10 protein-coding genes and 2 pseudogenes are annotated in these 12,160 nt (G+C 42.1%); 10 read left to right on the top strand and 2 right to left on the bottom strand.

Annotated features, from left to right (window positions below; genetic code table 11):
• Positions 1–69: 69 nt before the first annotated feature.
• A pseudogene (locus ACWJAF_RS04440) lies at positions 70–279 on the top strand (DUF6783 domain-containing protein); the annotation flags it as partial.
• On the opposite strand, the pseudogene ACWJAF_RS04435 reads toward ACWJAF_RS04440, so the two are convergent.
• A pseudogene (locus ACWJAF_RS04435) lies at positions 214–357 on the bottom strand (hypothetical protein); the annotation flags it as partial. The pseudogenes ACWJAF_RS04440 and ACWJAF_RS04435 overlap by 66 nt on opposite strands.
• A gap of 155 nt (positions 358–512) precedes the next feature.
• Between ACWJAF_RS04435 and ACWJAF_RS04430 the strand changes: the two are divergent.
• The 7 genes from ACWJAF_RS04430 to hflX are packed head-to-tail and all read left to right on the top strand — an operon-like array spanning position 513 to position 6,685.
• Positions 513–1,193 carry a response regulator transcription factor gene (locus ACWJAF_RS04430; protein WP_296031100.1) on the top strand — a complete coding sequence of 227 codons (681 nt, stop codon included), beginning with the start codon at positions 513–515 and terminating at the stop codon, positions 1,191–1,193.
• 26 nt (positions 1,194–1,219) lie between these two features.
• A complete protein-coding gene (locus ACWJAF_RS04425; RefSeq protein ID WP_448862466.1) occupies positions 1,220–2,698 on the top strand; it encodes a sensor histidine kinase in 1,479 nt (492 codons plus the stop codon).
• Positions 2,699–2,747: 49 nt separating this feature from the next.
• The gene (gene hisH / locus ACWJAF_RS04420) at positions 2,748–3,353 is read left to right on the top strand and encodes an imidazole glycerol phosphate synthase subunit HisH (RefSeq protein WP_296031105.1); all 606 of its coding nucleotides are present in this window, start codon (positions 2,748–2,750) and stop codon (positions 3,351–3,353) included.
• Between the two features lie 13 nt (positions 3,354–3,366).
• On the top strand, positions 3,367–4,128 hold the full coding sequence (gene hisF / locus ACWJAF_RS04415) for an imidazole glycerol phosphate synthase subunit HisF (protein ID WP_448862464.1): 762 nt from the start codon (positions 3,367–3,369) through the stop codon (positions 4,126–4,128).
• 43 nt (positions 4,129–4,171) lie between these two features.
• Complete coding sequence (locus tag ACWJAF_RS04410; protein ID WP_296031110.1) at positions 4,172–4,840, top strand: uracil-DNA glycosylase; 669 nt, start codon at positions 4,172–4,174, stop codon at positions 4,838–4,840.
• Between the two features lie 34 nt (positions 4,841–4,874).
• Positions 4,875–5,396, top strand: a complete 522-nt coding sequence (locus ACWJAF_RS04405) for a tetratricopeptide repeat protein (RefSeq protein WP_296031112.1) — start codon at positions 4,875–4,877, stop codon at positions 5,394–5,396.
• 20 nt (positions 5,397–5,416) lie between these two features.
• Positions 5,417–6,685, top strand: a complete 1,269-nt coding sequence (gene hflX, locus ACWJAF_RS04400; RefSeq protein WP_448862462.1) for a GTPase HflX — start codon at positions 5,417–5,419, stop codon at positions 6,683–6,685.
• Here the strand turns inward: hflX and ACWJAF_RS04395 are convergent.
• On the bottom strand, positions 6,637–7,476 hold the full coding sequence (locus tag ACWJAF_RS04395) for an AraC family transcriptional regulator (RefSeq protein WP_448862461.1): 840 nt from the start codon (positions 7,474–7,476) through the stop codon (positions 6,637–6,639). The two genes, hflX and ACWJAF_RS04395, sit on opposite strands and share 49 nt — an antisense overlap.
• Positions 7,477–7,891: 415 nt before the next feature.
• Here ACWJAF_RS04395 and dapF point away from each other — a divergent pair, with 415 nt between their 5' ends.
• Together dapF and addB are read left to right on the top strand one after the other, a co-directional pair.
• Positions 7,892–8,749 (top strand): diaminopimelate epimerase, encoded by an 858-nt coding sequence (gene dapF / locus ACWJAF_RS04390; RefSeq protein WP_296031122.1) that lies wholly within the window; start codon positions 7,892–7,894, stop codon positions 8,747–8,749.
• A gap of 57 nt (positions 8,750–8,806) precedes the next feature.
• A complete protein-coding gene (gene addB / locus ACWJAF_RS04385) occupies positions 8,807–12,160 on the top strand; it encodes a helicase-exonuclease AddAB subunit AddB (RefSeq protein WP_448862459.1) in 3,354 nt (1,117 codons plus the stop codon).

The raw sequence follows: 12,160 nt of genomic DNA, 5'->3' as shown, positions 1-12,160 counted from the left end.
TATCATATCATGTATGGACTTCTGAAAAGTTAGAATTAAAAATCTAATGATTCGGAGAACAAACAGTACATGATAAGGTGGAAGTCCTGCCTTTTTTATTGCCATGGATTTGTAAGGAGATGCGAGAGTGTGTCTGAAAATCGTTCCTGCAATCTACATGCCCCATTTTGTGGTATGTTTTGCTTGCATTTGGTTGATGTAGACCATTACGTTGCCCTCATTCAGACAAAATCTCCCACAAATTGTGACATATATCTTGTAGAAAGCATTTTCAAGACACACTTTAGTGGCAGGTTCAAAAAAGATGTAAAAGTACTGACGGTGGAGAGCTGTATAAGAAAATATAAATATTTTCACAAAGCTAACATAGTTCTTTGTTATAATATAATTAAAATGTCGGAAGGCATGAGGATTTTCAAAAATAATGCAAAATCAGGACATTTATACCATTATGAGAAAAACATTTTTAATCCATAAGAATTGTAAGAAAGATATACGAGGAGGGCACACACATGGATAAAATTAAAATTTTAGTAGTAGACGATGAAAGCAGAATGAGGAAGCTTGTAAAGGATTTCTTGGGGAGAGAAGGATATCAGGTAATTGAGGCCGGGGACGGTATGGAAGCAATGGAAAAATTCTATGATGAGAAGAACATTGCACTGATCATTCTGGACGTTATGATGCCGAAGATGGACGGATGGCAGGTATGCCGTGAAGTGCGTCAGGAATCAAAAGTACCGATCATCATGCTGACAGCAAGATCAGAAGAAAGAGATGAACTTCAGGGATTCGATCTGGGCGTAGATGAATACATTTCCAAACCGTTCAGTCCGAAGATTCTGGTTGCCAGGGTCAATGCAATCTTAAGAAGAGCCAATGTATTGGGCGGTGGTGATGAGATTGATGCCGGAGGTATTCTGATTGACAAAGCAGCACATCAGGTGAAGATCGATGGAAAAGAGATTGAATTAAGCTTCAAGGAATTTGAGCTGCTTGCGTATTTTGTGGAAAATCAGGGCATCGCATTGTCAAGAGAGAAGATATTGAACAATGTATGGGATTATGATTATTTCGGAGATGCAAGAACGATCGATACCCATGTGAAGAAATTACGAAGCAAACTCGGAGAAAAAGGCAATTATATCAAGACCATCTGGGGAATGGGATACAAATTCGAGGTTGATGCATAATGAAGATAGAAAATTTAAAAAAAAGGATGAAACCACAGAATGTACACCGGTCTTTAAAGACGCAGATGAGTATGGTATTTGTGGGACTTCTGATCTGTCTGGTAGCAGCATTCATGATCATCAATGGAAGATTTCTGGAGCCATATTATATCCGTAATAAGGAATCACGTTTTATCGAACTCTATGAGAATCTGAACAATGTATCCAATGATGATGACTGGGATGCGAAAAAGAAGAATGATTCATTGCTTCATTTTGCAGAAAAGAATAATATATCTTATCTGGTTATTGAAAAAGATAGCGATGTCCATACCAATGTCCATGATAAGAATATGCTGAAAAATCAGTTGATGGGATATTTCCTGAATCAGGCGCAGAAAGAAAGCAGTGTGCTCAAATCAACGGATAATTACCAGATCACAAGATCCTGGGATCCGTGGAATCAGAACTACTATATCGAAATGTGGGGAAATCTTGATGACGGAAGCCAGTTTCTTTTAAGAAGTCCGGTAGAAAGTATAAAAGAAAGTGCGGCAATATCCAATCGTTTCTTATTATATATAGGAAGTATTCTGATCGTTATTACGGTTCTTCTGATCTGGTATTTTTCAAAGCGGATCACAGAACCGTTAAGAGAACTTGCAAGATTATCTGACCGTATGGCGGATCTGGACTTCGAAGCCAAATATACCAGTGGAGGGAGTAATGAGATCGGAGAACTGGGAGCGAACTTTAACCGTATGTCTGAAAAACTGGAAAGCACGATCTCAGAATTGAAAAAAGCGAACAACAGCCTGCAAAAAGATATTGAACAAAAAGACAAACTTGAAAAGATGAGAAATGAGTTCCTTGGAAATGTATCGCATGAGTTAAAGACCCCGATTGCACTGATCCAGGGATATGCAGAAGGGCTAAAAGAAGGGGTTAACGAAGATGCAGAGAGCAGGGATTTCTACTGTGATGTTATTATGGATGAAGCAGCCAAGATGAACCGTATGGTGAAAAATCTTCTTACATTAAACCAGCTGGAATTTGGTGATGAGGATATTGTATTTGACAGATTTAATCTGACAGCACTGATCAGAGGGGTGTTACAGAGTATGGAGATTCTTGCTGATCAGGCGGATGCAACTGTGAATTTCCGTCAGACAGAAGATATCTACGTATGGGCAGATGAATTTAAGGTAGAACAGGTAGTGAGAAATTACGTAAGTAATGCATTCCACCATGTAAGCGGAGACAAGGTAATAGAAGTTAAGATGATCGTAGAAGGTGATAAGGTAAGAGTCACAGTATTCAATACTGGTACACCGATCCCGGAAGAAGATATTGGTCATATCTGGGATAAATTCTACAAAGTCGATAAGGCGCATACAAGGGAATATGGAGGCAACGGAATCGGATTATCTATCGTAAAGGCAATCATGAAGTCCTTCCATCAGCAATACGGAGTAAAGAATTACGACAACGGTGTTGAATTCTGGTTCGAACTTGATGTAAAATAAAAACTAACAGTTCACCTGTGAAAACACATAATGAAAGGCAGGACAAAAAATGATCGCAATTATTGATTACGACGCAGGAAACATAAAGAGTGTGGAAAAAGCCATGCAGCTTCTGGGACAGGAAGTAACGATTACAAGAGACAGAGACACCATTATGAATGCAGACAAAGTCATTCTCCCGGGAGTAGGCGCATTCGGAGATGCCATGGGCAAGTTAAGACAATATGGTCTGGATGAAGTGATCCGTGATGTGACAGCAAAAGGGACGCCGTTCCTTGGAATCTGCCTGGGATTACAGTTATTATTTGAAAGAAGTGATGAGACACCGGGCGTAGAAGGTCTTGGTATCTTAAAAGGTGAAATCTTACGAATTCCGGATAAAGAAGGTCTTAAGATTCCGCATATGGGATGGAACTCTTTAAAATTCCAGAATAACGGACGTCTGTTCAAAGGCATTCCGGAAGATTCTTACGTATATTTTGTGCATTCTTATTATCTCAAAGCAGAAGATGAAGGAATCGTAACAGCTACAACAGAATACAGTACCCATATCCATGCATCCGTAGAACAGGGCAATGTATTTGCCTGCCAGTTCCATCCGGAAAAGAGCAGTGATATCGGAATTCAGATTCTGAAAAACTTTGTGGAATTATAGGGAGGATGAACAGATGCATACAAAGAGAATTATCCCATGTCTGGATGTTAACAACGGAAGAGTCGTAAAAGGTGTGAATTTTGTGTCACTGCGTGATGCAGGTGATCCGGTAGAGATTGCAAAAGCTTACGATAAAGCAGGTGCCGATGAGTTGGTATTTCTGGATATTACAGCATCTTCAGATGCCAGAGGCACAGTTGTAGACATGGTACGTAAGGTAGCAGAAAATGTATTTATTCCATTTACCGTCGGTGGAGGAATCCGTACGGTGGATGATTTTAAAGCATTGTTAAGAGAAGGGGCAGATAAAATATCCATCAATTCATCTGCGATTAATACACCGGATCTGATCTCAGAAGCTGCAGAGAAGTTCGGAAGCCAGTGCGTGGTTGTTGCGATTGATGCGAAGAAGCGTGCAGACGGAAGCGGATGGAACATTTATAAAAACGGCGGACGTATTGATGTAGGGATTGATGCGGTAGAATGGGCAGCAAAGGTTGAAAAACTGGGAGCAGGCGAGATCCTTCTTACCAGCATGGACTGTGACGGAACAAAGGCCGGATATGATCTGGAGCTTACAAAAGCAATCGCAGAAGAAGTGAATATTCCGGTGATTGCATCCGGAGGAGCCGGTAATCTGGAGCATTTTTACGATGCACTGACAGAAGGAAAGGCAGATGCGGCGCTGGCAGCATCGTTATTCCATTATAAAGAACTGGAAATTAAAGAAGTAAAAGAATATTTGAGGGAAAGAGGCGTATCTGTCCGTCTGTAATATAAGAGCAGACAGCAAAAGCAGATACAAAGAAGATAAAGAAATGGCAGCAATTAATAATGACTGGCTGGAAGCTCTAAAAGGAGAGTTTAAAAAGCCTTATTATAAAAAATTATTTGAAACGGTGAATGAAGAATACAGGACCAGACAGATATTTCCGCCGGCAGATGATATCTTTAATGCATTTCACCTGACACCTTTACATAATGTAAAAGCGGTTATTCTGGGACAGGATCCTTATCATAATGTAGGACAGGCGCATGGTCTTTGCTTTTCTGTAAAGAAGGGGGTAGATATTCCACCGTCTCTTGTGAATATTTATAAAGAACTCCATGATGATCTTGGATGTACGATCCCGAATCACGGATGCCTGACCAAATGGGCTGAGCAGGGTGTACTGATGCTGAATACAGTACTGACCGTAAGGGCGCATCAGGCGAATTCCCACCGGGATATCGGATGGGAAGAATTTACCGATGCAGCGATCATGGCATTAAACAGCCAGGACAGACCGATCGTATTCATCTTATGGGGAGCACCGGCGCAGAAGAAAGCGAGAATGCTGAACAATCCGAAGCATCTGATCTTAAAGGCTCCGCATCCAAGTCCGCTTTCGGCATACAGAGGATTCTTTGGAAGTAAGCCATTTAGCCAGACGAATGATTATCTAAGGGCGCACGGGGTAGAACCGATCGACTGGCAGATAGATTAAAGAAAAGTAAAAATTGAGGGAGTATAGAAGATTTATGAAACGAATAAAAGCACTGATTGCAGTAGTCGGAGCAGGAGTACTTCTGACTGCGTGTGGGAATCCATCTAAAAAAGGAGTGGAATACCTGCAGGAAGGGGAATATGATCAGGCAATCGAACAGTTTGAACAGGCAGTAGAAAAGAACAAAAATACAGGCGATGCCTACCGGGGAATCGGAATTGCCAAATGGGAACAAAAAGATTATAAGGGTGCAAGAAAAGCATTTTTAAAGGCACTGGATAATGATGCTGAGCAGACAGGAACGATCTACAATCTGATCGGAAGCTGCGATCTGAAACTTGAAAAAGGAAGCGAAGCACTGAATTACTTCAATCTGGGACTGGAGCAGGATGACATCAGTAAGAAGCTGAAAAAAGAGATGCAGTTCAATGTGATCGTTGCTTATGAACAGATGGAAGACTGGGAAAGTGCAGAGGTAAAATTAGAAGATTACCTGGCAAGCTATCCGAATGATAAAGCTGCGAAGAAAGAAGCGGAATTTTTGAAAACCAGATAGGGAGAATACAGAAAAAAAGTATGATTGAAATTAAGAAAGAGACAGAACGGGTTATTCTCGTTGGCGTAAGTCTTTCCGAGACAGATGATACAAAAGAGTCACTGGAAGAATTAAAAGATCTGGTATCCACAGCAGGAGCCGAAACCGTGGGAATGGTGATACAGAACAGGGAACAGCAGCATCCGGGAACGTACGTTGGAAAAGGAAAGTTAGATGAGATCAGAAGCCTGATCTGGGAACTGCGGGCGACCGGAATTGTCTGTGATGATGAATTATCCCCGGCACAGATGAAGAACCTTCAGGATGAACTGGATATCAAGGTAATGGACCGTACACTGGTGATCCTGGATATCTTTGCTGCAAGGGCATCTACAAGTGAAGGTAAGATCCAGGTAGAGCTTGCACAGTTAAAATACCAGCAGACACGCCTTACCGGATGGGGAAGAGCCATGTCAAGACTGGGAGGAGGAATTGGTACCAGAGGACCAGGAGAGAAAAAGCTTGAGATGGACAGGCGCCTCATTAAGAGCAGGATCGCGCAGCTTAACCGGGAATTAAAAGACGTTAAGAAGCACAGAGAAGTCACCAGAGAACAAAGAAGCAGAAGCCACATGCCGGTGGCTGCAATCGTAGGGTATACGAATGCAGGAAAGTCTACACTTCTGAATACATTGACAGGAGCAGGCATCCTGGCAGAGGATAAGCTCTTTGCAACGCTGGATCCGACGACGAGAGACTTAAAGCTCCCAAGCGGTCAGGAGATACTGATGACAGACACGGTAGGATTCATCCGGAAGCTGCCGCATCACCTGATCGAGGCATTCCGAAGTACCTTAGAGGAAGCAAAATATGCAGATCTGATCATTCATGTGGTCGATGTATCCAATCCACAGATGGATGAGCAGATGTATACGGTATATGAGACACTTCAGAATCTGGGAGTCAAAGATAAGCCGGTAATCACGGTATTTAACAAGATGGACCGTGCAGAGGAATCTTGGGTTCCAAGAGATATCCATGCAGATTATCATGCGAAGATCTCGGCAAGAACCGGAGAAGGAATCGAAGAATTCCTTCAGACGATCGAAGTAGTACTGCGGGAACAAAAAGTAGAGGTTGAAGCCGTCTATCCATACAAAGAAGCCGGGAAGATTCAGCTTATCAGAAAGTACGGGGAACTTCAGACGGAAGAATACAGAGAAGATGGAATCTTCGTACAGGCCTACGTGCCGGCAGAGCTTTACGGACAGGTACGTCCGGAAGGTGTAGATCCGAATAACTGCTTATAAGCTCTGGAAAATGTAGAATAATCTTTAAAACCACAATCGTAACAGACCTGTGTGCGTGGCACACCGGCAGATAATAATTCTTTTGCAAGCAGGAGCCGCTTCTGGGAAATGTATTGTCCCAGTGTATAGCCGGTTTCCTGCTTGAATAGTCTCATCATATAATATTTACTGATATAGAACTGACCGGCAATCTTATCGATGGCCAGGTCTTCACAGAGGTGTTCGCCGACATAGTCAAGGATGGCGAGCACTTTTTCGTTGCAATTATCGGTATCGATGAATTCGAGCCGGTTCTTTCTGGTCGCACGGTTTAAGTGGATCATGAATTCAAGAAATACAACCTGACGGTAAAGTTCAGAAGCATATCCACCGTCTGTAAAAGAGTGTTCTAACTGTGAGATGGACCGGAACAAAGAACTTTTTTCCGGGGACGGGATACGCAAAACATTCGAATGTTCCTTCTGGGCTTTCTGAAAGCAGTAGCTTAAGTCGTAAGTGTCTGTCTGATAAGCATTCATAAAATTTGGTGATATATATACGATGATACGTTCATAAGGATAGGTGTTATCAACCGTAAGCTTATGGATATCCCCCTGCTTTACCAGTACGATATCATAAGGCTTCAGATCATAAGAACGTCCTTCGATCATGTAATTGACCTTTCCGCGTATGAAGATAGTGATCTTGTCAAAATCATGATAATGGTATTCGACTTCGTTGGTTTCCTGGTCTGTCAGATGAAACAGCCGGAATTCGCTGTTTAAATATCCTTTTTTTGTATATTGTTCCATTGAAAAACCTCCTGTTGATCCATAAGCGTTATATGAAAACATCAGCTGCTTAAAGTAGATAAGAAATATTGGTGATGTCTGTTTGTATCAGAATATGTTCTGGTTATTTTAAGAAATCACCATGCGTTCGGAAAACATTGTCAGTGGCAGGTTATCTGTATTAATTTTAAATGAAAAGAGCATTATTTGCAATAAAACAAAGCATTATTTGTATAGAATATGGAAATAATGCCTGTTATGATAAGGATAGGTGAGAACACTTTTAAGTTGAAAAAGTATGGAAAATTCCGCAGGGATCTTTTGGATAAGGCAAAAATGAAGAACCAAAGATAAGAGGTACACGGAATGCCAAAAAGCAGGACAAAGAAGTAAAAAGAAGAAATAAAAAGAGTATATAAAATCAGGAGGAATAAAAATGAAGGTAGTATTAGAGCGTTATCATGGATTGGGGAATGATTATCTGGTATTTGATCCAAATCATAATGAGTTAGCATTAGACGCTGCCAATGTCAAGATGATTTGTGACCGTAATGAAGGACTCGGAGCTGACGGCGTTTTGGAAGGTCCGATTCTGAAAGAAGATGGAATGTACGTAAAAGTATGGAATCCTGATGGAAGTGAATCAGAGACAAGTGGAAATGGTGTGCGTATCTTTGCGAAATATTTAAAAGATGCAGGATATGTACAGAAGAAAAACTTTAAATTATATACAGGAAACGGACCGGTAGAAGTGACATTTCTTAATGAGGATGGAAGCCGTCTTCGTGTATCTATGGGGAAACTTTCATTCTGGAGTGATGAGATTCCGGTTATCGGCGAAAGAAGAGAAGTGATCAATGAGGATATGGTATTTGGAAGAACGCTGTATCCGGTAACCTGTGTATCCATCGGTAATCCACATTGCGTCATTCCGATGCGCGAGATATCCAGACCACTGGTATGCAAGATTGGTGATTATTCTGAGATTGCAAGATATTTCCCGAACAGAATCAATACACAGATTATGAAAGTAATCGATAAGGAAAATATTGCAATTGAGATCTTCGAGCGTGGTGCTGGATATACCAGAGCTTCCGGAACAGGAGCATGTGCAGCGGCAGGTGTTGCGTATAAGCTTGGACTTACGAATAGTAAGGTGATCGTGCATATGCCGGGAGGAGAGCTGCAGGTAGAAGTAGAAGATGATTGGAACGTCTATATGACAGGAGATGTCTTCTATGTTGCAAAGATGACGTTAAGCAACGAATTTGCAGAAAGACTTCGAGCGTTATAAGTCGTACTAGGCACAAACATATATTCGTGTTATACTAGGGCATAAGGAGGAAACCTTATGCCTTTAAAATTTGTATTCGGGCCGTCCGGCTCAGGAAAATCAACATATTTATATCAACATATTATCGAAGAATCGCAAAAATACCCAGAGAGAAATTATATCGTATTAGTACCGGAACAATTTACTATGCAGACGCAGAAAGATCTGGTCATGATGCATCCAAGACATGGGATTATGAATATCGATGTATTAAGCTTTGCAAGACTTGCATACCGTATATTCGAAGAGACGGGGGCGAAGAAGCTTCCGGTTCTGGATGATGAGGGGAAAAACCTGATCCTTAGAAAGATCGCAGGGGATTACGAAGAGAAACTGACGGTTCTGCGGGGAAATATCAGAAAACTTGGCTATATCAGCGAAGTAAAGTCGGTAATCTCGGAATTCACACAATACGATATCGGAGAACCTGAGATAGATAAGATGCTGGAAACAGTAGAAGCCGATTCCAGACTTTATTATAAATTAAAAGATATTGAGATCCTGTATGAAGGATTTCAGAATTATCTGAAAGAACGTTATATTACAAAAGAAGAGCTTCTGGATGTTTTAAGCAGACAGGTGAAGGATTCGGACATTCTTAAAAACAGTACGGTTGTGCTAGATGGATTTACCGGATTTACGCCGGTGCAGAACAGGCTGATGGTGGAACTGATGCGAAGATGCAGGAGTGTATGGGTGACGGTGACCATCGATGAACGGGAAAATCCATATGCATACAGACATCCGTATCAGTTATTTGGACTGAGTAAGCAGATGGTAACAACGCTGATAAAGCTTGCGCAGGATAATAAGATCAAAGTGGAAGAACCGGTAACACTTTATGGATATCCGGTACACCGCTTTCAGGATAATAAAGAACTGGCTTTTCTGGAAAGAAATATATTCCGGTACGGTGCAGGCGTGTATGGACAGAAAGTGGAAAATCTGGAAATACACGTAACGAGAAATCCAAGGCAGGAAGCAGAAGCTGTGGCAGAAGGAATCCGTGAACTGGTCAGAAAGGAAGGATACCGCTACCGGGAGGTAGGAGTCATTGTCAGTGATATGGAAGTATACGGGGATTATCTGGAACAGGCATTTCAGACATATGACATCCCTGTTTTTATGGATCATAAAAGAAGTATCCTTTTAAACTCCTTTGTGGAATATGTAAGAAGCCTTCTGAACATGGCGGAGAAAAACTTTTCCTATGAAAGTGTATTCCGTTTTTTGCGAACCAATCTTGCCGGGTTTACACCGCAGGAGACGGATGAGCTGGAAAATTACGTGATAGGACTGGGAATCAAAGGATATAAAGGATGGCAGAACCGGTGGATCAGACGTCTGAAAGGAATGGAAGAAGAGGAGCTTGACAGATTGAATCATTACCGGGTACAGCTTGTGGAAAAAGTAGATGGTCTGATGTTTGTTCTGAAACAGAAGCGCAAGACTGTCAGAGATATTACAATGGCTGTGTATGAATTCATGGTGCAGGAGAACATTCAGGCCAGGCTTCAGAAAACAGAAGAAGAATTCCAACAGGCACAGGAACTTGCGCTTGCCAAAGAATATTCTCAGATTTACCGGATCATCATAGAGTTGTTTGATAAATTTGTTGAACTTCTTGGAGAAGAACAGGTGAGCCTGATTGAGTATTGCAAATTACTGGATGCAGGCCTTGAAGAAGCAAGGGTTGGGGTCATACCGCCAAGCGTCGATCAGGTTGTGGTCGGAGATGTGCAAAGAACAAGATTAAAAGATATTAAAGCATTATTCTTTGTCGGGGCAAATGACAGCTTTCTTCCGGGAGCATTGATGAGAACAGGTCTGTTATCAGAAAGAGACCGGGAGAAGTTCAAAAAGGCGGATTATGCATTGTCTCCGGGTGGAAAGGAAAAGGCTTATGTCCAGAAGTTTTATCTGTATATGAACCTGACGAAGCCATCACAACAATTAAAAGTATATTATAGTAAGGTGTCATCGGCTGGAAAATCACTTCGGCCATCGTATCTGATTCAGGAGCTTTTGCGCCTGTATCCAAAGCTTAAGGTGCAGGATGAAGAAGAAAAAGCACTGGTCCAGAAAGAATTTACGGAGAGGACAGGAATTGCGTATCTGATCCAGGGACTGCAGGATAAAAATCTGGATCTGGTATGGCAGGAATTGTATACCTGGTATCAGAAAGATCCGGTGTGGAAAAGAAAAGTAGACAAACTTTTGGAAGCGTGGTATTACAAGCGTCCGGAAGATCCGCTTGCAGATCTGGTGGCAAGAAAGTTATACGGAGAGAACTTTGAGGGCAGTATTACCAGGATGGAGAGATATGCTTCCTGTGCATGTGCACATTTTCTGGCATATGGTTTACAGTTAAGAGAAAGACTGGTGTACGAATTCCAGGCTGTGGATCTTGGAAATGTGTGCCATCTGGCTTTGGAAATATTTTCGAAAAAAGCGGCAGAAGCGGGCGGCTGGACGACGCTTAGCGAAGAGCTTCAAAAGGAGCTGATCGATGAGTGTGTGGAAGAGGCGGTTACAGATTATGGTAATTCCGTATTATACAGCTCTGCAAGAAATGAGCAGTTGATCGTGCGTATGAAGCAGATGCTGGAGCGGACGGTATGGGCACTTACCAGCCAGCTGCGTGCCGGTGATTTTGTTCCGGAAGCGTATGAGTTACGCTTCTTTGGAGGAAAAATCGACCGTGTGGATGTATGTGAAACGGAAGACAAGGTATATGTCAAAGTACTGGATTATAAAACCGGAAGCAAGGCATTTGATGTCGTGGCATTGTATCATGGCCTGCAGCTGCAGTTGATGATTTATATGGATGCGGCTGTTTCGGTAGAAGAAAAAAGACATCCGGGAAAAGAAGTTATCCCGGCGGGAGTATTCTATTACCGTATTCAGGATCCGCTGGTAGATAAAACAGAGGATAAAGAAGAGGCAGACCGCGCGATCCTAAAACAGCTCAAACCAGATGGCATCATTCCGCTGGATACAGAGATACTGAAGCATCTGGACAGGGATGCATCGGGAGAATCACTTGCAGTTCCGGTAAAATATAATAAAAACGGGACGGTCTCAGGCTATTCCAAGGTTGTGTCAGGAGAAGATTTTGCGGCCATGATATCTCATGCAAGGAAAAAGGTAGATGATGCCAGAACCCGTATATTAAGTGGTGATGTAAGTGCACTTCCATATAGAAGAGGACAGGAGAGCGGCTGCGATTACTGTCCGTACCGGCACATCTGCGGATTCGATATAAAAGTACCGGGATACGAATACCGGGATATCGGAAGTGTTGGAAAAGAAGAAGCACTTGCGGCTATGAGACGGGAAACAGAGTCGGAAGAAATGAAAGGAGGCGCATAG

Source organism: Dorea sp., assembly GCF_977044405.1.
Note: the sequence above shows the minus strand (reverse complement) of the source record. Positions and strands in the feature narration are given on the sequence as shown.

Bases quoted from the DNA above. Each gene is read 5' to 3' on its own strand.
- ACWJAF_RS04430 (WP_296031100.1), top strand. From the start codon at position 513: ATGGATAAAATTAAAATTTTAGTAGTAGACGATGAAAGCAGAATGAGG.
- ACWJAF_RS04425 (WP_448862466.1), top strand. From the start codon at position 1,220: ATGAAACCACAGAATGTACACCGGTCTTTAAAGACGCAGATGAGTATG.
- hisH (WP_296031105.1), top strand. From the start codon at position 2,748: ATGATCGCAATTATTGATTACGACGCAGGAAACATAAAGAGTGTGGAA.
- hisF (WP_448862464.1), top strand. From the start codon at position 3,367: ATGCATACAAAGAGAATTATCCCATGTCTGGATGTTAACAACGGAAGA.
- ACWJAF_RS04410 (WP_296031110.1), top strand. From the start codon at position 4,172: ATGGCAGCAATTAATAATGACTGGCTGGAAGCTCTAAAAGGAGAGTTT.
- ACWJAF_RS04405 (WP_296031112.1), top strand. From the start codon at position 4,875: ATGAAACGAATAAAAGCACTGATTGCAGTAGTCGGAGCAGGAGTACTT.
- hflX (WP_448862462.1), top strand. From the start codon at position 5,417: ATGATTGAAATTAAGAAAGAGACAGAACGGGTTATTCTCGTTGGCGTA.
- ACWJAF_RS04395 (WP_448862461.1), bottom strand. From the start codon at position 7,476: ATGGAACAATATACAAAAAAAGGATATTTAAACAGCGAATTCCGGCTG.
- dapF (WP_296031122.1), top strand. From the start codon at position 7,892: ATGAAGGTAGTATTAGAGCGTTATCATGGATTGGGGAATGATTATCTG.
- addB (WP_448862459.1), top strand. From the start codon at position 8,807: ATGCCTTTAAAATTTGTATTCGGGCCGTCCGGCTCAGGAAAATCAACA.